The sequence below is a fragment of the Roseibium sp. genome, from assembly GCF_965216085.1.
Taxonomy (GTDB): Bacteria; Pseudomonadota; Alphaproteobacteria; order Rhizobiales; family Stappiaceae; genus Roseibium.
The window spans coordinates 4,342,106-4,362,990 of the sequence record NZ_OZ244138.1; the positions used below are offsets into that span (position 1 = coordinate 4,342,106).

Annotated in this window: 16 protein-coding genes; 4 read left to right on the plus strand and 12 right to left on the minus strand. The window is 55.3% G+C overall.

Annotation, left to right across the window (positions count from 1 at the left end; all coding sequences use genetic code 11):
- Window positions 1-107: 107 nt before the first annotated feature.
- Entirely contained in the window at window positions 108-1,961 is a 1,854-nt protein-coding gene (locus tag ACOOFE_RS20435) for a glycosyltransferase family 2 protein (RefSeq protein ID WP_420411771.1), read from the minus strand.
- 143 nt (window positions 1,962-2,104) lie between these two features.
- Between ACOOFE_RS20435 and ACOOFE_RS20440 the strand changes: the two genes are divergently transcribed.
- Entirely contained in the window at window positions 2,105-2,902 is a 798-nt protein-coding gene (locus ACOOFE_RS20440; protein WP_420411772.1) for a transporter substrate-binding domain-containing protein, read from the plus strand.
- Here the strand turns inward: ACOOFE_RS20440 and ACOOFE_RS20445 are convergent.
- Window positions 2,899-3,660, minus strand: coding sequence for a sterol desaturase family protein (locus ACOOFE_RS20445; RefSeq protein WP_420415612.1), 762 nt, complete (start codon window positions 3,658-3,660; stop codon window positions 2,899-2,901). The two genes, ACOOFE_RS20440 and ACOOFE_RS20445, sit on opposite strands and share 4 nt — an antisense overlap.
- Window positions 3,661-3,837: 177 nt before the next feature.
- On the opposite strand from ACOOFE_RS20445, the gene ACOOFE_RS20450 reads away from it, so the two are divergent.
- Window positions 3,838-4,479, plus strand: coding sequence for an alpha/beta family hydrolase (locus tag ACOOFE_RS20450; protein ID WP_420411773.1), 642 nt, complete (start codon window positions 3,838-3,840; stop codon window positions 4,477-4,479).
- 2 nt (window positions 4,480-4,481) lie between these two features.
- Here the strand turns inward: ACOOFE_RS20450 and ACOOFE_RS20455 are convergent, their stop codons facing one another.
- The 5 genes from ACOOFE_RS20455 to ACOOFE_RS20475 all read right to left on the minus strand — a co-directional run bounded on the left by ACOOFE_RS20455 (window position 4,482) and on the right by ACOOFE_RS20475 (window position 12,614).
- Window positions 4,482-7,883 (minus strand): efflux RND transporter permease subunit, encoded by a 3,402-nt coding sequence (locus tag ACOOFE_RS20455; RefSeq protein ID WP_420411774.1) that lies wholly within the window; start codon window positions 7,881-7,883, stop codon window positions 4,482-4,484.
- An 11-nt stretch (window positions 7,884-7,894) separates the two neighbouring features.
- The gene (locus ACOOFE_RS20460) at window positions 7,895-9,307 is read right to left on the minus strand and encodes an efflux RND transporter periplasmic adaptor subunit (protein WP_420411775.1); all 1,413 of its coding nucleotides are present in this window, start codon (window positions 9,305-9,307) and stop codon (window positions 7,895-7,897) included.
- A gap of 194 nt (window positions 9,308-9,501) precedes the next feature.
- Window positions 9,502-10,476 carry an Hsp33 family molecular chaperone gene (locus ACOOFE_RS20465; RefSeq protein ID WP_141188060.1) on the minus strand — a complete coding sequence of 325 codons (975 nt, stop codon included), beginning with the start codon at window positions 10,474-10,476 and terminating at the stop codon, window positions 9,502-9,504.
- Between the two features lie 12 nt (window positions 10,477-10,488).
- Window positions 10,489-11,418, minus strand: coding sequence for an ornithine carbamoyltransferase (argF, locus tag ACOOFE_RS20470; RefSeq protein ID WP_420411776.1), 930 nt, complete (start codon window positions 11,416-11,418; stop codon window positions 10,489-10,491).
- Complete coding sequence (locus tag ACOOFE_RS20475; RefSeq protein ID WP_420411777.1) at window positions 11,415-12,614, minus strand: aspartate aminotransferase family protein; 1,200 nt, start codon at window positions 12,612-12,614, stop codon at window positions 11,415-11,417. The genes argF and ACOOFE_RS20475 overlap by 4 nt, the downstream gene beginning before the upstream one ends.
- A 424-nt stretch (window positions 12,615-13,038) precedes the next feature.
- On the opposite strand from ACOOFE_RS20475, the gene ACOOFE_RS20480 reads away from it, so the two are divergent.
- Entirely contained in the window at window positions 13,039-13,575 is a 537-nt protein-coding gene (locus ACOOFE_RS20480; protein ID WP_420411778.1) for a GcrA family cell cycle regulator, read from the plus strand.
- 413 nt (window positions 13,576-13,988) lie between these two features.
- Window positions 13,989-15,638 carry a vWA domain-containing protein gene (locus ACOOFE_RS20485; protein ID WP_420411779.1) on the plus strand — a complete coding sequence of 550 codons (1,650 nt, stop codon included), beginning with the start codon at window positions 13,989-13,991 and terminating at the stop codon, window positions 15,636-15,638.
- Between the two features lie 61 nt (window positions 15,639-15,699).
- Here the strand turns inward: ACOOFE_RS20485 and phoB are convergent, their stop codons facing one another.
- The 5 genes from phoB to pstC form a co-directional block, all read right to left on the minus strand.
- Complete coding sequence (gene phoB, locus ACOOFE_RS20490) at window positions 15,700-16,395, minus strand: phosphate regulon transcriptional regulator PhoB (protein ID WP_420411780.1); 696 nt, start codon at window positions 16,393-16,395, stop codon at window positions 15,700-15,702.
- Window positions 16,396-16,483: 88 nt separating this feature from the next.
- The gene (phoU, locus tag ACOOFE_RS20495; RefSeq protein ID WP_420411781.1) at window positions 16,484-17,179 is read right to left on the minus strand and encodes a phosphate signaling complex protein PhoU; all 696 of its coding nucleotides are present in this window, start codon (window positions 17,177-17,179) and stop codon (window positions 16,484-16,486) included.
- Window positions 17,180-17,210: 31 nt separating this feature from the next.
- Window positions 17,211-18,008 carry a phosphate ABC transporter ATP-binding protein PstB gene (gene pstB, locus ACOOFE_RS20500; protein ID WP_141188067.1) on the minus strand — a complete coding sequence of 266 codons (798 nt, stop codon included), beginning with the start codon at window positions 18,006-18,008 and terminating at the stop codon, window positions 17,211-17,213.
- A 13-nt stretch (window positions 18,009-18,021) separates the two neighbouring features.
- On the minus strand, window positions 18,022-19,371 hold the full coding sequence (gene pstA / locus ACOOFE_RS20505; RefSeq protein WP_420411782.1) for a phosphate ABC transporter permease PstA: 1,350 nt from the start codon (window positions 19,369-19,371) through the stop codon (window positions 18,022-18,024).
- Window positions 19,371-20,843 carry a phosphate ABC transporter permease subunit PstC gene (gene pstC / locus ACOOFE_RS20510; RefSeq protein ID WP_141188069.1) on the minus strand — a complete coding sequence of 491 codons (1,473 nt, stop codon included), beginning with the start codon at window positions 20,841-20,843 and terminating at the stop codon, window positions 19,371-19,373. The genes pstA and pstC overlap by 1 nt, the downstream gene beginning before the upstream one ends.
- Window positions 20,844-20,885: the final 42 nt, after the last annotated feature.

Below are 20,885 nucleotides of genomic sequence, written 5' to 3' on the forward strand. Positions count from 1 at the left end.
ACGGACTATGGCCTTCAATACGCCAGCATGCCAGTGATGTTTAAGATCAGCAGCTTTTGGTTTTTCAAGATAATCAGATCATTAGACCGCTTCCAGCAGACAATGGCTCATTTGAGGGGTGTCTCCTGCTTCATGTCCCAGGAGGGAACTTTCGTACGGTGGCGCGACAAACCGTGTTCAGTCTTGTTCCAATGATAGGGTGCCGATGCCAGCTCCCAAACGGCCCGGTAGAAGGCAACTCCTGCCAGGGACCAGTAGACCAGGACTCCCAACGCATCAATGACATGAACGCCATGATCTCGCCGCCGAGCTCCCATCCATATGGCGAACAATGTGCCTGCATATCCAATTGTTGCTCCTGTAACGAACATAATCGTCAGAGCGACATTCTCAAAAAAGTAACTCTGGTCATAATATCCAGATAGGTAGGATAGAACGAGCGCAAAGAAAAACGGATGTAAGGCAACCAACAGAAAGGTACCGAGAAAAAGCATCGCTAAGACGACAGTCCGAGTAGCCCCCAAATCAAGCAGCAATCGTTTCGGGAACCGGGCATGGACAAATACTGTCTGCAGCCATCCCTTGTGCCATCGGGCGCGTTGTGCAAGCCAGGCCTTTACAGAGACAGGAGCCTCCTCAAGAGTACTGCACGGCAACATGCCAAGACGAAATCCAAGGCGCTCAAGCCGCACGCCAAGATCAGCATCTTCGGTCACATTGTATCTGTCCCACCCGCCAACGGCATGCAGAGCACTGATCCTGAAATGATTGGAAGTTCCACCAAGCGGAAAGGGCCACCGATTGCGGAACAGCCAGGGCAACAGCTGATCGAATAGGCAAGCATATTCGAGCGCAAAATGCCGGGAAATGAAGGTTTCGCCGCCATTGTCGACAACGAGCCTTGCCTGTAGGCAGGCAAATTCTTTCGGCAATTGAGCAAAGAAAAACGCTGCTTTTTTTAGTTGATCCGGATCAGGCCGGTCTTCAGCATCATAAACGGTTACGAATTCACCTGTCGCAGCAGCCAAGCCGTAGTCCAATGCCCTAGGTTTGGTCCTTGGGTGTCCGTCAGGTACGCTTAGAACATCAAAACAAGCTGGCAAGTTTCCAGGTATAGCCGCAGCCGTTTCCACATCATCTTTTTCGATCAGCAATAGGATCTGCAGTTTGTGCCGTGGGTAATTCAGGTTCTTTAAGGCAGAAAGCAATTCAGGAATAACTCGAGCTTCCCTGTAAAGAGGGACAAGCACAGTGTATCGCGGCCATTTGATAAGCCCAGAACTTAATGGTTCCGGCAATCGGTAGTTCAAATCATCGTTCTGCGTTGCAAACGCACTGGCGATACGAACACCTCCGGCACCCAAACACGCCAAGGAGACAATGCCCGTTAGTAAAAAAAGAAACACATCGGACAGCGCATGGCTTAGACCAAATAGAAGAACGGTGGCGGTTCCGATCATCACAAACACAACCGAAAACCGGATGTTCCGGGCGGAATAGGCCGGGAACCGGATTTCTAGCTCACCAGCCGGCGAATTTGTCACAGATGATGCATAACGAATGGCTTCTGGGGTTGCGATCCGAACCTGTTTAGCCAGTTCCGGATAGGACCGTAGATGCCGGTATACGGCTTCAAATTGCCTTGGTTCGGGGGCAATCGCATAGAGTGCTTGATTGTGATAAAGCGACAATAACACCGGACCGAATTCAGCTTCTCCGATATTCAAAGGCTTATCGTTCAATGTCCTGAAACGAAAGCCATTTTCCGGTAGAAAAGGCACATCGCAGAGCTCGGCAAATGCGCTATAAAGGCACTCTGTAGTGACAAGGGCATGGCGAAGCAGGTACTCTTCGGGTTGGATCTTTTGAGCTTCGGCCGTGTCATGCGCCGTTTTCAACACCGACCGGGGAACACCACGTGATAACAGGACCTCAAGTACACCTGGCAAACTATCCTGCATGTCAACGCTCCCCTTACACTCAAGGCACACAATTCTGCCTAAGGGTTACATCAAGTAACTCAGGTAGAGACATTTCCCCCAGCAGACGGGTAAGTGCTGAATTCTTGTTATTTATAGTTGCGCTACTATTTACCATATTCGCAATGGTTGCAACTTCTGATCTTACACACGCAGAAGAGGCGGACATCACAATCCCGAATTTCTGGGATCACAAGGCTGTTTATGACCGGCCCACCGTAATACCAGACAAGATCCAGTTCCTCGCAACAGACAATTATCCGCCTTTTGTTTTCCGCGATCCGCAAGGACGTCTAACCGGGTTCAATATTGATCTGTCGCGGGCGTTATGTCAGGAGCTAAACATCTCCTGCGCCTTGAAAATAAAGGATTTTGAAGTTCTGATTCCTGCGTTGGCTGAAGAGGAAGGCGACGCCATCATTTCCGGCCTGTCCCGCTATACGTCTGGCGCACAGGACCTCCTGTTTACTGACGATTATCTCAAATTGCCGGCGCGCTTGATCATTTTGAATGAAGCGAACACAGACTTCGATGAACAGTCGCTAGCCGGACAAAAGCTGGCCGTAGAATCTGGAACCCGATATGAAGCCTTTGCCCGTAAGTTTTGGCCGGCTGCAGATATCCAGCCGGTCCGGACACCGGCTGAAGCCCGTCAGGCGGTGAAAGATGGAACAGCCGATGCCCATCTTGGAGATGGTTTAAGCCTGTCGTTTTGGTTGCGCAGTCCAGCAGCTGATGGATGTTGCCGCTTTACCGGCGGCCCATGGCTGGAGCCAGGCTACTTCGGCGAAGGTATGGCTATTGCGACCCGCAGCAACGACCCCGAGCGTGCGGCGGCGTTGAATTATGCGCTGCGCCAATTGCACCAAAAAGGCATGTATCAAGAGCTTTACTTGCGATACTTCCCGCTGAGTTTTTACTAGTTTTCCGGGCGCTCGTCCCCGCGTTCGACTTTGAGAAAAGGTATGGCCAGACTGAACGGCAGCTGATGCGCCTTGGGTGTGAGCTCTGGCCCGAGACCGAGCTCCATACCATCGTGTCCCAGCTTCGGTTGCGCTACGTAAGTTCCGAACAAACGGTCCCATACTGACAGGTTAAATCCATAATTTGAATCCGTTTCACTTCGGCGGATCGAATGATGAACCCGGTGCATGTCCGGTGTCACAATGGCCAGCCTCAGCACCCTGTCGAGCCAAAGTGGAAGCGACGCATTCGCATGATTAAAGAGCGCAGCACCATTCAAAACGACCTCAAAAACCAGCACCGCTTCAGCCGGTCCGCCCAGCGCGATAATTATTGCGCCCTTCCAGATAAAGGACAGCAAAATCTCAATCGGATGAAAGCGTAAAGCGGTCGAGACGTCCACCTCAGAATCCGCATGATGCATCCGGTGAATGCGCCAAAAAACCGGGATCTTATGGGAGGCCAGATGTTGCAGCCAGACGGCAAAATCCAGGATGATAAACGTGAGAAGCCAAGGCACGACACCGGCCCAATCGAGCCATCCGAAAAGCCCCCACCCACGATCCTCGGCCAACAGCGCCAGTCCGACACCACCGATCGGAAAAATCAACCGGACCAGTGCCGCATCGATTACAACAAGCGCCCAATTGGTTGGCCAGCGCTTAACCCGCCCTAGCGGTTGCCCCCGTTTGGGCAACGCAAACTCCAAAGCTGCCATCAGAGCAAATATGCCGGCAAAACAAAGCATCCGGACCGTGTTGGTCTCCAGTCCAATCCAATTTCCAGCACTCTCCACGCCAACCTCTTGTCTGTGACTTGCTTTCCCGTTGTTGCATATGTAGTGCACGGGAACACTTTCCAGCAATTCACAAACTGACGCGGCCAGATAAACATCATGACAGACTTCCTTTGGACCCGGCCGGAAACCGATCCATCCGCTACGCTGCTTCTGGCACATGGAGCCGGCGCTCCTATGGATTCGACTTTCATGGACAAATTGGCTGCCGCTCTGGCGTCAAACGGAATTGCAAGTGCCCGGTTTGAATTCGCCTATATGGCAGGACGCCGGACTGGTGGTTCCAAAAGGCCGCCGCCAAAAGCCGACAAGCTGATTGGAGAGTTTCAGACCGCATTACAAAGCTTGTTGAGCCAATCTGAAGGCCCAATTCTGCTAGGCGGGAAGTCCATGGGCGGCCGGGTTGCGGCAATGCTTGCCGGCGGCGGGTCTCTCCCTGGCCGCGTCAAAGGTGTGTGTTGCTTTGGATATCCGTTCCATCCTACTGGAAAACCGGACGCTGACTGGCGCCTTTCACCGCTTGAGGATGCCAAACGCCCGGTTCTGGTCCTGCAAGGTGACCGGGATCCATTCGGCAACAAGGCTGAAATTGATGAAATCACGCTGCCCGGCTCTGTGTCATTGACGTACCTTGAAGATGGCAATCACGACTTTGGGCCTCGTGGCAAATCGCCAGCCACGCTCGACGGCAACATAACAGCCGCCGCCGAGGCCGTTGCAGCCTTCACTTCCGGGCTTTGATGTCACCCAGCTGGCGTCAGATCCCGCCCGCCGCTGCCCGCTCCGTGCAAACGCTTTTTGTGGCGCAGCTGAATTAACCCGGCGATATCATCACCAATCTGCAGCAAGGCTGGGACCAGTACGAGAACAAGAGCCGTTGCGGTTGCCAAGCCAAAGACAATTGTGATCGCCATTGGCAGCAGGAACTGCGCTTGAAGACTGGTTTCAAACATCAGCGGCAGCAAACCACCGATGGTCGTCATCGACGTTAAAAGCACAGCCCGCAAGCGGTCGCAGCTTGAGCTGATGGCAGCTATATCAAGATCTTCTCCGCTGGCCCGGCGTTCTTCAAACCGCGCCACCAGAATGATGGAGTTGTTCACCAGAATGCCGGCCAGCCCAAGCAAACCAATCATGCTCAGGATGGTCAGTTTAAAGCCCATCAGGTAGTGGCCGACAATCGCGCCAACGATACCAAACGGGATAATCGACATCACGATGATGGGACGCGAATAACTGCCGAAGATCGCAGCCAGGATAATGTAGATCCCGGCAACGGCCATCAGAACTCCGGTCATCAGCTCAGAAAACGCATTCGCCTGTTCTTCCGCGCGCCCGGCGAAAGAGTACTCCAAACCATATTTCTGCACGAGATCTGGCAGAAACTGTTGTTCAAGCTCGGCAATGATTTGGTTGTTCGAGGTCACCGTGCTGTCGATATCAGCGACCACCGAAACAACTGTCTTGCCTTCCCGGCGCAAAATCACGGAGAAACCTTGGGAATCCGTTAGATTGACAACTTCTGTCATCGGAACGAAGTCGCCAGCGGGAGTGCGAAGAGACAATTGCCGTAGAGCCGCAGTACCCGCCACGTCGATCTGCTGACGCACCCGGACCGTAACTTCTTCGTCACCTTCTGCGAACCGCCGGGCAATGTTGCCTTCAAAAGCATTGCGGATCTGGCGGGCAGCACTTTCTACCGTGAAGCCAAGCGCCCGGCCGCGTGGTGTCAATTCAACAAGCAGCTCCGGTTTTCCGTACGGCAGATCGTCTTCCACCGCGCTGGTTCCGGGGAAGGCCGAGAGCTCCTGCTGCAATTCCTGCGCAGCAGCCTTTAGGTCCTGCAGGTCAGCGCCAGTCAGCCGGATATCCAGGTCCCGGCCCGGAGGCCCGCCCCGGCGCTCAGCGATCGCAACCCGGGCGATACCAGGAATGTCTGGCACTGCGTCACGCCATGCGCGCACAATCGCAGGCGTACGCACAGTTCGTTCTTCCGACCGGCTGAGCTGGACAGCAATGTTGGCGACATTGTCGCCTCTGTTGTTTCCTGCACGTCCAAGCGTTGCGTAGGTCGCAACGACCAACTGCTCACCGCTGTCGCCGGAAATGGTAGCCTCTGCCTTTTTCAAGGCGTCCTCAATGCGGTTGATCCCTTCAATCGCTTCTTCCTCGGGAATACCGGCATGGAAAAAGATGGAGGCGGTTAAGTTCTCCGCTTCTGGCGACGGAAAGAATGTAAATCCGACCCGCCCCCCCTGGAGGAGCCCCACTGCCAGAACCATTGCTGCGATCGCGACCGACAATGTGACATATCGCCAGTGAACCGCTGCCGTCACGAATGCATGGAACGGATAGTCCCGTATCCAGTTGAAACCCGTATCAAATCCACGCCGGAACCAGCTCGGTTGACCCCGTCGCCCCGCCCGTCGGCGCGACTGCCGCAACATCATCAAGAAGGCTTCAAAACCGAGCGCTACTACGAATGCAACTGCAACGATGATAATTTCGAATGGAACCAGCCCGACCGAATCCCTCAGAGCGCGCAACGGATCATCAATGACATCAAGGAATGGCGGAACCGAGATGTCCGGCTGGCTGACAAGAGCACTTAAGAAAAACGCTGGTGCCCCAGCAATCAAAACAACCCGCCACCAGTTCCAGCCTCGGCGCGTGGCAAGTGCGTGAGACAAATGGCCTGGCAGGACCAGAAAACACTCGATTAGAGACGCGATCACAACGGCGACGACGACCACGGGAAGTGTGCCCATAATCTGGCCGAGCACCCCGCCAATAAGCAAAATCGGCACAAAAGCAGCGATTGTGGTCAGGCTGGCCGCGAATATCGGAGCAAGCATGGTCGTTGCGCCATTGATCGCTGCTTCGTCGGGGTCATCGCCCATGGCCTGACGCGTCGCCGTATGTTCGCCAACAACAATCGCGTCATCGACAATAACCCCGAGCATCATGATCAGGGCGAACATCGAAATCATGTTGATGCTTTCACCCATCAACCACAGGATCCCTAGCGTCGCCATCATGGCAACGGGGATCCCTGCTGCCACCCAGAGGGCAATCCGCGCATTCAAGAATAAAAACAGGATTCCAACAACGAGCACCAATCCGGTGAGGCCATTTTCCAGGAGGAGCGTAATCCGCCCTTTCACAGCATCTGCGCGCACATCATACTTTAAAACTTCAAGGCTTTGCGGCAGCTGCGGCCTAATCTCAGCGAGGTAATCGTCAACGATTTGCGCAGCCTTGAGTGTATCGGTGGTTTCGACCCTCAAGATTTCCAGTTCAATTGCGCGAGATCTCTTCGAAAATCCCTGGTTTTCGCTGTCATCGAAATCACGCAGAACCGTTCCGATATCATCGACTTGGGTCTTTTCACCGGAAGCAAACGATTTGACCTCCACCCGGCCGACTGCTTGCGGAGACCGCTCTTCCGATAGCGCCCGGATTTGACGTTCGACCGCACCATCCAAACTGCCGGCCGGAAGGTCGACTGTATTGCCGGCGATTTGCTGGGCGACATCGGAAATAGTGATATCAAGTCTGCGCAATTCTCGTTCTGGAATTTCAACCAGATATTCTGGTGCGCGGTACCCCTTCAGCTCTACCTTATCGATCCCGCGTGCCAGAAGATCATCGCGCATCTGGCGTGCAAAAACTTTGAGGGATTCTTCCGGAAATGGACCACGTAGGGCCAATGTTGCGACACCGTCGGTAAAGGTTGCCGCGGAAATGATGGGCGTTTCAGAATCCAACGGTAAAGTCGTTATACCGGAAACGGCCTGCTCTACATCCGACAGCGCTTTTTGCAGATCAGTCCCTTCCACAAATTCCATGCGGATTGATGCACTGCCTTCACGACCATAGGATTCGAACTCTTCCAACCCTTCAAAAAACCGGAGTTCCGGTTCGAGGACCTCTAGAATGTTGGACGTGACATCCTCAGCACTGGCACCTGGCCAGGTAATTGCCACGGCAATGGTATCGATCTTGACTGTTGGAAAAAACTGGGTGTTGAGCTTGGCGAGACCATAAGCGCCAAACAGCACCATAACGGCCATAATCAAGTTGGCGGCATTAGAATGCCGGACCAGCATCTCCAAAAACCCGTGAGGCTTCAGGTGTCGAACCATGACTGCCTCCGTTATTGAGCGGTTTGAGTTGCTGATTGATCAGAGGCCCCGGCCGAGTGGCTTGCCACCGGCTGGACCGCATCAACGTCCTTCACAAGAAGGCCGTCACCGGCTTCCGGAATTCGCGTTACCAGCAGAGTTTCACCGGGCTGAAGATCACCTTCGACAAGAATAAAGCCATCGTCTATCGCAAGGGCTCTGACATCTCTCGCTGTGAGCCGGCTATTTTCGATGACATAAACCGTTCCTTCGCCATAGTAAGCGGCTTCTGGGACCCGGAAACTGTCTGCATAAGTTTGATCTGGAATGGAAATTTCAACAAAAGCGCCCGGACGAAGGGGCACTGAAACCGCGCTCATATCAATCGTTGCGATGAGGTCGACACCACCGCGGTTGCTGGCAACATCTGCGCCAATCCGGCCAACTGTTGCCGGATAGATCACGGGCTGATCACCGAGATACCAGGTCACGTCGACCGGACGGCCAACGACCGAGCCAGTTTCTGCAATCAATCGGCCGTATTGATTGTCCGACAATATGAACCGCGCCTCGAATTCACCGCTGTCATAAAGCGAAACAATCGCATCGTTGACACTGACCAACCGTCCTGGCTCGGCTGCCGAAGACCTGACAATCGCGTCAAAGGGCGCTGTTAGGACTGTGTTTTCCAATTGGCGCTGAGCGTTCTCCAGACGCCATTCCAAGCGCTCAACTGAAGCGCGCTGCTGAATGACCTTTGCCTCTTCCAAGGCAAGTGTGTTTTCAGATCGCTCAAGGTTCTGCTGACGTTGGGAGACAAGCAACTTGCGGTCATCCACCGTCCGCTCGGTTGCCGCACCCCGCCCAAGCAGCTCTTCGGCCCGCACAAGATCGCGCTCGGCAAAGGCCAGCTGCTCGCCCGCGCGCACAAGATTGGCCTTTTCCAACGCCACCCGGCCCTCGTTCTCCACCAGAGCCGCCCGCCCTTCAGCTAGATTGGCGCGGGCTTCAGTCACGGCGCCTTCATAATCAAACCGGTCAATCGAGATGAGGGTTTCGCCTTTTTCGACCTTGCCGCCGGCTTTCAGGTTTGGGTGAACCTCGACAATCTCCCCGCCAACGAGCGCTCTCAGATCTACTTCCCGGCCTGCCAGCGTCTCACCGTAGACCGAAATCATCGGCGCATGGTCGCCTTGTTCAACCTCAACAGTTTTGACCGCGTAACTCTTCTCTTGAACTGGCCGCTTGGGAACCTCCGGCCGAGTGGCAATCAAGTGATTCATGCCTTGGAATGCGCCGAACAGGATGGCAAAGGCGATGAGCGCCTGAAGCACGGCTTTCAGGACCAACTTCGTCCGATCAAACGTGGTCGGTTGCCGTCCTACGGGGGGAAGGACTTCCGCACTCGGTGCCTTGCCGGTTTCCGGGTCGACGGATTGCAACATACTCAGTTATCCCACAACGCATTAAAGATGGCTCACGCGACTATATACGTGAACCCTGCGCATAAGATTACTTTGCATTGCGAAAAATCAAGATTTCTGGCAGCTAAATCACGCTAGCACAGGCAGAAATCGTGTAACCAAATGTATCAATGATTACAAATTGCGGACTGGCATTTGCCAGTCCGCAAGTCATGTCATTTGTCGAATTCATAAGCCGTGCTGCAGAATTCGCAGGTCACAACGATCTTCCCATTGACCGTTACATGCTCGACTTCCTCGGCAGTAAAGTTTGCCAAAACATTGGCAACTTTGTCGCGCGAGCAGCGGCATTTGTCCGCAATCGGCTGAGCATCGAATAGGCGGACACCGCGTTCATGGAACAACCGGTAAAGCAGCGTCTCGACGCTCACTTCCGGATCGGTCAGTTCGACATCCTTGACCGTGTCGACCAGCGCCTTGGCTTCCACCCAGGCGTCGTCTTCGTCGACCTCATGGCGTAGCACCCCTTCCGGCGCATCACCGGGATCAATGTCGGCCTGTTTCATCCGCTCAGGAGACTCGGGCAAAAATTGCACCAGGATACCGCCGCCGGTCCAGGACTTGATCGGCGCTTCGCCATCCTGACGGGTGTAGAGCTCACCGACACCCAGACGGACTTCCGTTGGGATCTGTTCAGAGCGCTCAAAATACCGCCGGGCGACCTCTTCAAGCGATACACCATCCAGCTCAACGAGCCCCTGATAGCGCTGCATGTGCTTGCCTTGATCGATCGTCATGGCCAAATGGCCTTGCCCCAGAAGGGTTTCTGGGGACGCTTTACCGGCCTCCATCAGAGCTGCGACACGCTCTGCATCAAACGTCGCGCAAGCTCGGATAGCATCGGGCGTTTCGAAGTCGACAACGAGCATCGACACCGGACCTTCGGTCTGGGTTTGCAGTGTGAAACGGCCATCGAACTTGAGAGACGTTCCAAGCAGGCTCGTCAGAACAATAGCTTCGGCCAGAAGGCGGGAAACCGGCTCCGGGTAATCATGCCGGTCCAGGATCTTCTGCAAGATCGGCCCAAGCGCAACGCTGCGCCCGCGCACATCCAGTTCTTCCACGGCAAAGGGCCGGACAGCGTCCAGCCCTGCGGGCTTGATGCCCAGTTCTTCAAGATTTAGTGCCACTTTGGCTTCGCCTTAAGCTGCGCCGAAACACCAGGCCAGAATGCCCTTTTGAGCATGGAGCCGGTTTTCGGCTTCGTCAAACACGACAGAGTTTGGACCGTCCATGACCTCGTTGGTGACTTCTTCACCCCGGTGCGCCGGCAGGCAATGCATGAAGAGCGCATCTCCATTTGCCTCCGCCATCAGCCGCTCGTTGACCTGGTAGGCGCTGAGCAGGTTGTGACGGCTTTCCGCATCATCATCGCCCATGGACACCCAGCAGTCGGTGATGACACAGTCGGTCCCTTTGACAGCCTCATATGGGTCGTCGGTCACCACAATGGAACCACCCTTTTGACGGGCTGCCTCAATCAGGTCTTGCGACGGGGCCAATTCGCTCGGAGTTGCGATACGCATTTCAAAGTCCAGGCGCGGGGCTGCATGAACCCAAGACGCCAGAACGTTGTTGCTGTCGCCGGTCCAGGCAATGCTTTTACCGGAAATGCCGCCACGATGTTCTTCGAACGTCATGATGTCGGCCATGATCTGGCAAGGATGCGATATTTTGGTCAAACCGTTGATCACGGGAACGGTCGCGTTTTCAGCCAGTTCGTTCAAATCATTGTGGTCCAAGATCCGGATCATAATGCCGTCGACGAAGCGGGACAGGACACGCGCGGTATCAGCGATCGTCTCGCCGCGTCCAAGCTGCATTTCAGCGCCGGTCAGCATCAAGGTCTCACCGCCGAGCTCGCGCATACCAACATCGAACGAAATACGGGTCCGGGTCGACGGCTGTTCGAAGATCATTGCCAGGACCTTGCCCGCAAGCGGGCCCTCGCCACGGCGGATGCCGTTGCGCTCGGCTTTGATCTTTTTGCCAGCCTCGAGGATGGTGCGCAGTTCGCTGCCATCAAACTCGGTCAAATCCAGAAAGTTTCTGAATGCTCCACTCGCGGTCATTCGGCCGCTCCTTCAAAAAGCTTCTTCTCCAGGGCAACGGCCGCCTCTTCCAGGCGTTCAACAGCCACCGCAATCTCGTCTTCAGTGATGGTCAAAGGCGGGAGAATGCGCACGACGTTGTCGCCAGCTGGCACGGCCAGAAGACCTGCGTTGCGGGCAGCCCCAACATATTCGCCGACCGGGGCCACGCATTTGATGCCAAGCATCAAGCCGCTGCCGCGAACAGAGTCAAACACCTTGGGATGGCTGTCGACCAATCCGGAGAGTTTCTGCTTGAAGGACAGCCCTTTTTGCTGAACTTCTTCCAGAAAGCCTTCTGACAAGACAACATCCAAAACCGCATTGCCAACGGCCATCGCCAACGGATTGCCGCCGAACGTTGTGCCATGCGTTCCCGGCGCCAGCGCGGATGCAGCTTCTTCCGTTGCCAAACAGGCCCCCATTGGAAAGCCGCTGCCAATTCCCTTAGCAACTGCCATCAAGTCCGGCTCCACACCGGTCCATTGATGCGCAAAGAGCTTGCCTGTCCGGCCCACACCTGTCTGGATCTCATCAAAGATCAAAAGGGCGCCGGTTTCGTCACACAGCTTGCGCAGGGCACGCAGGAATTCGAAATCGATCTCGCGGATACCGCCTTCGCCTTGAATAGGTTCAATCGCAATGGCAGCGGTCTGCGGGCCAACGACCGCCTTCAACGCCTCAAGGTCGCCATTCGGCACCTGATCAAAACCCGGCGCCTTGGGTCCGAACCCTTCCAGGTATTTTTCTTGGCCACCGGCCGCGATCGTACCAAGTGTCCGACCGTGGAATGCGCCTTCAAAGGTGATGATCTGATAACGGTCTGGCTCGTTCCGGTCATAGTGGTAGCGGCGGGCGCATTTGATCGCCGCTTCCATGGCCTCCGCCCCGGAATTCACAAACAGAACCTTGTCAGCAAAGGTCGCGTCTGCAAGCCGCTGCGCGAGGCGCGCACCATCTGGCATCTGATGCAGATTGGAAATGTGCCAAAGCTTGGATGCTTGGTCCTGCAGTGTCTTGACCAAATGAGGATGGCCGTGTCCGAGCGAATTCACCGCAATTCCGGACCCGCAGTCGAGAAATCGTCGGCCGTCACTCGCAATCAGCCAGACACCTTCCCCGTGATCGAAAGACAAGTTCGATCTTGCGTAGTTTCCAAAAAGCGCGGACGCGGACATAACCTCTTACTTCTCCTCTAGCCTGTGCACGGCGCGTTGATTTCCGCTCAATCGCCAATGACAGGGCGCAACCACAATGGGCTAAAAACGCAACATGCCGCCCAAAAGGCGGCACGTTGCCGGAACCTTATACACCGGCAGGCCTATGGCGTGTCAATGGAAATGGCTGAAACCGGGGCCCGGATCAGATTATGTAAAAGTCTCAATGACCTCGCATCTTTTGGGGAAAAGTCCGTTCATCCCCAACTGACTGCAGCCTGAGTGTTGCTTCACAAATTAACGTTATTGTAACCTTTAGCTAATCAGACACGACATCTCGTCTGGCGTATCAACTAGAGGCACAAGATATGCCATAGCGGACATGCGAGCGCGTGTCCACATTCGAGATTTTGGCCAAACATTGGCCTTGGCAAGGGGTGCGGTTATGAGTTGGACGAACGAACGGGTTGAGCTTTTGAAAAAGCTCTGGGGCGAAGGATTGAGCGCCAGTCAGATCGCTGGCGAGCTCGGCGGTGTAACCCGGAACGCAGTTATTGGTAAGGTGCACCGTCTTGGTCTGTCCGGCCGGGCGAAGTCATCAACGCCAAGCACGAAACCGCGCCGCGCGCGGACTGCAAGCCCGGCAGCTCAGGCGACCCCGAAGAAACCACAGGCCCAGCCGCAGACCCATGGGTCGGCCGCTCTGAAGATGGATCCGACACCAGCACCTGTTGCCGAGATCCGCCCGGAAGCTGAGCCGATTGCCGAGTTGGTGCCGATTTCCAAACGCGCAACCATCCTGACGCTCACCGAGCGGACCTGCAAATGGCCAATCGGTGACCCGGCAACAGACGACTTCTACTTCTGCGGACGCCAGTCCGATGCGGGTGTTCCTTATTGCGCGCATCACTGCAAGATCGCCTATCAGCCGATTGCCGACCGCCGCCGAGGCGCAAACAAGGCTGTTGCTCAAGCATCCTAAAACTCCACCTGCACGGAACACCGACTTTAAAGCCCGCTTCACCTGCGGGCTTTTTTGTTTTTGTTAGGTCGCATTCAAAATATTACTTCAAACCGCAAAACAAATAACTCTCCCACCAGATGAGAATCATCAATTCAACTAAATATATTCCGAAAACCTCATCAAATCACCAGCCTTTAAACTTAATAAAATTCAATCAAAAACAAATTCACTCTATTAACTATATAATTATTCTCAATGTTTTACTTTAAATTTGTGATGTGAATTACAGTCTTTGCGCGATTTTGCGGTTACTCATGAAAGCCTGGCGCCGATCGCCCCCCATGCGGCTTATACTACGCCGCTTCAAATGTATTTGTGGACCCGACTTGGGAACGGAGGTCAGCCCAAACTGTTTTGCCTGGAGACTTAAGATGAAATCCATTTGGAAATTAGGCCTTGCCGCCACACTTGCCCTCTCCGCCTCCGCAGCGCTTGCGGAAGATCGAAGTGTTGCCCTTATCCTGGATGCCTCCGGCAGTATGAACGGCCGCCTTGCAGACGGTACTGTCAAAATCAATGCTGCCAAGAATGCCGTGCGAAACCTCGTCGCTCAGATCCCTGACAGCGTGCGGCTGTCCTTTCGCGCCTATGGACACCAGCACCACCGCAGCAAACACAATTGTACTGACACACAGATGCTGGTTCCTTTCGGCCGCGCGCCAGATGTTCGCGGCGGTGTGGTGAACACATCGGATGGTCTAAAAGCCCAAGGCTATACGCCCATTACCTATGTTCTTGGATTGGCCGCGGACGACCTGAAGCCGGAAAACGGCAAGCGGTCCATAGTTCTCGTCTCCGACGGCAAGGAAACCTGCGAAGGTGATCCCTGCCTGCTTGCCAAGAAACTAGCGGAAGCGGATGCGGATCTGACCATCCACACGGTTGGCTTTGGTGTCGACCCGCAAGCCCGGCTGCAATTGCAATGTATCGCGGATGCCGCCCGTGGCACCTACTATGACGCCAACTCTGCCGTGGACCTTGCGAAAACCATGGAAGAGGCGGTGGAGGCTACCGCTGAGCCTGAAATTCAGGACGAGGTGATCACAATCACCCTTCCGAAAGCTCAGGAAGGGACATTGGAAATTATAGCCCCCTACTTCAACGAAGTCGTTGATGCAGAAACCGGCGAGCAAGTCGCCGTCCTGACCGATAACACCCCGTCCAAAGTTCTCCCGGCCGGGATCTACAACATCAAATTCGGCAAGACCCAATGGTTGAAGAGTGTCGCCGTCCGCGCGGATGAAACCACGACCATCGAACCGGGCCGGCTCAAGGTCGAAGGCCCCTATTTCAATGACGTCCTGGATCCTGAAACCGGTGAGATCATTGAAAAGGCCACTTCTCACCACGCTGAGTTCCCCCTTCTGGCCGGACGCTATGATGTGACTTTCGGCAAAGCCCTTTGGAAGAATGTTGTTGTCAATGAAGGAGAGACGACTGTTCTGAATCCGGGCCGCCTGAAAATCAGAAACCCCTACTTCCATGATGTTCTGGATCCGGCGACTGGTCAGGCTTTGCTGAAGCTGACGAAGTCAAATGACGAACTTCCCCTCCCGCCTGGTACCTATGACGTGCGGTTTGGCAAAAAACTCTGGCGCGGCATCAAATTGACCGAAGGCGAGACCGTGACATTGAACCCGGTCCTGGTTCGTATGGCAGAGCCCTATTTCAACCGCATTTTGGACCAAGACACAGGCGAAGAAGTGGAGAAATTCACCCGGGACCGGACCACGATCCCATTAGCGCCAGGCACCTACACTGTCATGTTCGGCAAAGCTGCCTGGAAAGACTTCTCGGTTGAAGCTGGTGATGATCTGCGGATCAATCCAGGCCGCATCAAAATCGATGGCAAGAAGTTTTACATCAAGGTTTTCGATGAAGCCGGGACGGAAGTCATAATGCTAACCGAGAGCACCAACGACATTCCCTTTCCGCCTGGAAAATACAGGCTCGATGTCAGCGGACAAGAAGTACCGGTGACACTGATCGAAGGCAAACGGCTTGTCCTGAAACTTCAGTAAGTTTCATTGCCTGCAAAGGAAGAAGGCCTGCCGCAGTTTCCGGCAGGCCTCTACAATTGTCTTAGGCAGCTGCAAATTGGTCGTTGAAGGAATAACCCGCACCGCGCACGGTGCGGATCGGGTCCTTGGCTTTGCCCTTGTTCAGGGCCTTGCGCAACCGGCCGACATGAACATCGACAGTCCGCTCATCCACATAGACATCGTGGCCCCAAACGCCATCAAGCAGCTGCTCGCGCGAGAACACCCGCCCGGGGGACGTCATCAAAAACTCCAAAAGGCGGAATTCGGTCGGCCCAAGGCGAATTTCCTTGGTGCTGCGCCGGACCCGGTGTGTTTCGCGGTCAAGCTCAATATCGCCGGACCGAAGCATCGTAGAGACCACTTCCGGGCTCGCCCGGCGCAAGATCGCCCGGACACGGGCCATCAGCTCGGGAACGGAAAACGGTTTGACGACGTAGTCATCAGCGCCTGTTGAAAGCCCGCGGATGCGCTCGGCTTCTTCCCCCCGCGCGGTCAGCATGATGACCGGCAGACGTTCGGTGTCTTCACGGGCGCGTAGGCGTCGGCACAGCTCGATGCCGGAAAGGCCCGGCAGCATCCAATCCAACAGCAGGAGATCGGGCTGGCTTTCGCGCAGACGGATTTCTGCTTCATCACCGCGGACACAAGTCTCTACGGCATAACCTTCAGCTTCCAGATTGTATCGCAACAGAAGGCTTAGCGGTTCTTCGTCTTCGACGATGAGCACCTTCGGCATGAATTCTCGCTCCAATTCCACCAGCCGGCGCTTTACGCCGACCTCAACTTCAGCAGTGCAGTCCCCAAAGGCCACTCTGCTTTACCCGTTAAACGGCACCAGTTTCGTCCACCTTGGCCCGCTCTTCCGGCAGACGCTCGCCTGTCACCATGAAGTAGACGTTTTCGGCAATGTTGGTGGCATGATCACCGATGCGCTCAATGTTCTTTGCGCAGAACAGGAGATGGACGCATTCGGTGATGACCCGCGGGTCTTCCATCATGTAGGTAAGCAGTTCGCGAAACAGCGACGTATAGATCGCATCGACTTCGGCATCGGCTTCCTGAACCTGACGCGCCGCCTCAGCGTCGCGCCGGGTGTAGGCATCGAGCACCTTCTTCAGTTGGCTCAGCGCCAATTCCGTCATGTGCTCAACGCCGATTGCCAACTTCTTACTCTGAAGATCGTTATCAATGGCGATTGCACGTTTTGCGACGTTTTTGGCAAGATCGCCAACGCGTTCCAGATCATGGGCGATCCGGCTTGCTGCAGTAATTTCGCGCAAGTCTTGCCCCATCGGCTGGCGCCGCACGATCATGGCAATCAGATCTTCTTCAACGTCCTGATGCAGGGAATCCAACCGGGCATCTTCGGAAACCACTTTCCGGGCCAAGTCGGTATCTCCAGAAACCAAGGCTGAGACTGCATCGGCAAACGCTTTTTCTGCAAGCCCGCCCATTTCGGCAATCCGGCCGGCCATGGCGTTCAATTCGTCATCATAGGCCGTGACTATGTGTTCAGACATCCTGTGCCCTTTCGAAACTTGTGCAACCCGGTCAGCCGAAGCGGCCGGTGATGTAATCTTGAGTGCGTTTGTCCGACGGATTGGTGAAGATGTCCTGTGTTGGACCTTCCTCAACCAGAACGCCGAGATGGAAAAACGCAGTGCGCTGGGATACGCGGGCGGCCTGCTGCATGGAGTGGGTCACGATAACAATCGTATAGTTTTCCCGCAGCTCATCGATCAGCTCCTCAACCTTCGCCGTCGCGATCGGATCAAGTGCCGAGCAGGGCTCATCCATCAGGATGACTTCCGGGCTCACCGCAATCGCGCGCGCAATGCACAGCCGCTGCTGCTGACCGCCGGACATGCCAGTGCCCGGCTCGTTCAAACGGTCCTTGACCTCATTCCAAAGTCCAGCCTTCTGCAGGCTTGAGCTGACGATCTCATCAAGCTCATCCCGGTTGCGAGCCAGTCCATGGATCCGCGGCCCATAGGCGATGTTGTCGTAGATCGATTTTGGGAACGGGTTCGGCTTCTGAAACACCATTCCAACCTTGGCGCGCAGCTGCACCGGATCGACTTTTGGATCGTAGATGTCTTCGCCATCGATCTTGATGGAGCCTTCGACACGGCAGATGTCGATCGTATCGTTCATCCGGTTGATGGTGCGCAAGAAGGTCGACTTGCCACAGCCTGACGGTCCAATAAAGGCGGTCACTGACCGAGGCTGAATTTCCAGGTCCACATCTTTGATGGCGTGGGTGTCGCCATAATAGACCTGGACCTTTTTCGCTGAAATCTTGCTGTCGGTCATGTCGGCTGCCTGTTCGATTTGCGGCATATCATTCATAGGTCTCGCCTCCTTACCAGCGGCGCTCAAACCTGCGGCGCAGGATAATGGCAATAAAGTTCATTGTCAGAAGGAACAGCAGCAAGACGATAATGCCGCCCCAGGCTTTTTCGTAGAATGCAAAGTCAGCACGAGCCGCCCAGGTATAGATCTGTGCCGGCATCGCAGAATTGGGCTCAACAAAACCGCCAACGAAGCTGTCGGGATATCCACGGGCCACAAAGCCGACCATACCGATCAGCAGCAGCGGTGCGGTTTCACCTAGTGCCTGAGCCAGACCAATGATTGTTCCAGTCAGGATGCCGGGCATTGCCAAGGGCAGCACGTGATGGAAAATCGCCTGCATTTTAGAAGCCCCAACGCCGAGCGCTGCATCGCGAATGCTCGGCGGCACCGCCTTCAAAGACGCCCGGGTCGAGATGATGATTGTGGGCAGGGTCATGAGGGTCAGCACCAGCCCGCCAACCAGCGGCGCCGACTGCGGTAGGTGCATGAACTGAATGAACACGGCCAGACCCAAGATACCGAACACGATGGACGGAACAGCGGCCAGATTGGAGATGTTGACTTCAATCAGGTCCGTGATCCGGTTTTGCGGGGCAAACTCTTCCAAGTAGATCGACGCGGCGACGCCAATCGGCAGGGAGAGGAACAGCACCACCAGCATCATGAAGAACGAACCAACGACTGAGGCGCCGATGCCCGCACCACCAGGATTGTCCACGCCGGAGTCGGCACCGGTGATGAAGTTCCAGTTGAAAACAGATTCAATAATGTCCGCCTTTACCAGACCGTCTACGATATCGAGGTCAGTCTTTTGCAGGAACCGGCTGTCCGTCATGTTGTCGCGTGTGACACGGCCGTTGATGTAGCCGTCAACACGGGAGGCTGCGGCCAATTCAAAACGAACCGGCTCACCGAGCTGATCCTGATTGGCACGAAAATACTCCCGGATAGTGCCGCCGGTCTTGCCAACGATCCGCCCAATGGCAGCACCGTCGAACGGAACTTCCAGGCCGCGGTCATTGAGTTGTTGTTCAAGAGCTCCAATGAAGAACTTTTCATAGGCTTTTGTCTTGAAAAGTTCTTTTTCAGCCGCGTTGAACTGTTCCTGGGTGATAGTGAATTCCACTTTCACCACTGTCCGGGTGAAGGCTGGAATGCCCTCAGATACGATCGAAAACGCGAGGACCACCAGGAAAAACAAGCCGATCCCGACTGCTCCCATCCCATAGGCCTTGAAGCGCTTTTCAGCCGCATTGCGTTTCCGGGTCAGATCGTCCGTTGCATAGAGCGAGCGCGGTTTTGCAGCTGCTTTTTCCGGCATCTTAGCACCGTCCGGAGAAAGTGTTGCGTCGGTCATCAGTCATACTGCTCCCGGTATTTGCGCACGATGTAGAGCGCAATGATGTTGAGACCCAGGGTCACGACGAAAAGTGTCATCCCTAGAGCAAACGCGACCAGCGCCACTGGGGACGCGAAGTCCGCATCTCCTGTTAGCTGACTGACAATTTTCGCGGTCACAGTCGTCATGGCTTCGAACGGGTTGAGGCTGAGCCGTGCGGCCGCCCCTGCCCCAAGCACGACGATCATGGTTTCACCGATGGCCCGCGAGGCTGCGAGCAGGATGGCACCGACGATCCCCGGCAGCGCGGCTGGTAAGATCACTTGTTTGACGGTTTCCGATTTCGTTGCACCCAAACCGTAAGAGCCATCGCGCATGGCCTGCGGCACGGCATTGATGATGTCGTCCGACAAGGAGCTGACAAATGGGATCAGCATGATGCCCATGACCAGACCCGCGGTCATGACGGCGGTTCCGGCCTTCATGATGCCAAGACCGTTGTCACCGAAGACCGAAACCAGCATCGGACCGACAGTCAGCAGCGCGAACAGGCCATAAACGATGGTCGGGATACCGGCCAGAACTTCCAGCATTGGCTTGGCAACTGCGCGGACTTTCGGCCCGGCATATTCGGAGAGATAAACCGCTGCAAAGAGGCCAATTGGTACCGCCACGGCCAAGGCGACGAAGGAAATATAAAAGGTGCCCCAGAGCAGTGGAATGATGCCGAGTTCGGAATCCCCGCCGCGGCCGGAGAAACTTGGTGCCCAAGTGAGACCGAAAAAGAAGTCGAACGCCGGGTAAAGTTTAAAGAACTCGATCGTGTTGAACACCAGCGACAGCACAATCCCGATTGTGGTGAGAACGGCGATGGAGGCGGCCGCAATCAGCAGGCTGCGAACGCCCCGTTCAACGGTGTTGCGGGCACGGAAGTCGGCATGGGACTCTTTGAGCCCCCATAGAGCCCCGGCAATCGCCGCCAGAATGACAACGATCGACATGTAGAACCGGCCAGAAGAACTCAGAACCCGGTAATGCTGGGCCGCGCGCATGATCGGCTGGGTGATATCGGACGTTACAATCTGGCCGGCTTCTTTGAGGCGCGCCGTGATATCTGTGACATCGGCGCGGGCGCTGCGGGCAAACTCTTCCGTCATCAGCTTCTGAGCAATGGCATTATCCATGCCCGTGGCTGCTCTGCGGACTTCAGCAAGAACCAGGCTCCGGGAAGAGCCTTCTGCAATCTCGCTCTCCGGGATCATGCCCGACACCGAGCCGTTGACATAAAACGGCTGCGCCAAAAGCCAGATCACAAGGATCAAGAACGCTGGGACAGCCGCCTTCATGGCAACGTTGGACCCATAATAAGATGGCAGGGAGTGCAGCTGGCTGGGCACCCCTCCGGCGCTTGCCAAAGCTCTTGACCGGCCCACAACGTACCCAACGGACGCAATGGCAAGCACGATCAAGACAAGCCAAAACAAAGGCATCTGCTTCCCCGAGATGTTTAATAGTCACAAAACAAAATGAGG

What these genes read in the sequence shown, in the direction of transcription:
- ACOOFE_RS20450 (WP_420411773.1), top strand. Translation starts at nt 3,838, where the DNA reads ATGACAGACTTCCTTTGGACCCGGCCGGAAACCGATCCATCCGCTACG.
- ACOOFE_RS20475 (WP_420411777.1), bottom strand. Translation starts at nt 12,614, where the DNA reads ATGTCCGCGTCCGCGCTTTTTGGAAACTACGCAAGATCGAACTTGTCT.
- ACOOFE_RS20455 (WP_420411774.1), bottom strand. Translation starts at nt 7,883, where the DNA reads ATGGTTCGACACCTGAAGCCTCACGGGTTTTTGGAGATGCTGGTCCGG.
- pstA (WP_420411782.1), bottom strand. Translation starts at nt 19,371, where the DNA reads ATGACCGACGCAACACTTTCTCCGGACGGTGCTAAGATGCCGGAAAAA.
- ACOOFE_RS20445 (WP_420415612.1), bottom strand. Translation starts at nt 3,660, where the DNA reads ATGGCAGCTTTGGAGTTTGCGTTGCCCAAACGGGGGCAACCGCTAGGG.
- ACOOFE_RS20485 (WP_420411779.1), top strand. Translation starts at nt 13,989, where the DNA reads ATGAAATCCATTTGGAAATTAGGCCTTGCCGCCACACTTGCCCTCTCC.
- phoU (WP_420411781.1), bottom strand. Translation starts at nt 17,179, where the DNA reads ATGTCTGAACACATAGTCACGGCCTATGATGACGAATTGAACGCCATG.
- ACOOFE_RS20435 (WP_420411771.1), bottom strand. Translation starts at nt 1,961, where the DNA reads ATGCAGGATAGTTTGCCAGGTGTACTTGAGGTCCTGTTATCACGTGGT.
- ACOOFE_RS20480 (WP_420411778.1), top strand. Translation starts at nt 13,039, where the DNA reads ATGAGTTGGACGAACGAACGGGTTGAGCTTTTGAAAAAGCTCTGGGGC.
- ACOOFE_RS20460 (WP_420411775.1), bottom strand. Translation starts at nt 9,307, where the DNA reads ATGTTGCAATCCGTCGACCCGGAAACCGGCAAGGCACCGAGTGCGGAA.
- phoB (WP_420411780.1), bottom strand. Translation starts at nt 16,395, where the DNA reads ATGCCGAAGGTGCTCATCGTCGAAGACGAAGAACCGCTAAGCCTTCTG.
- pstC (WP_141188069.1), bottom strand. Translation starts at nt 20,843, where the DNA reads ATGCCTTTGTTTTGGCTTGTCTTGATCGTGCTTGCCATTGCGTCCGTT.
- argF (WP_420411776.1), bottom strand. Translation starts at nt 11,418, where the DNA reads ATGACCGCGAGTGGAGCATTCAGAAACTTTCTGGATTTGACCGAGTTT.
- pstB (WP_141188067.1), bottom strand. Translation starts at nt 18,008, where the DNA reads ATGAATGATATGCCGCAAATCGAACAGGCAGCCGACATGACCGACAGC.
- ACOOFE_RS20440 (WP_420411772.1), top strand. Translation starts at nt 2,105, where the DNA reads ATGGTTGCAACTTCTGATCTTACACACGCAGAAGAGGCGGACATCACA.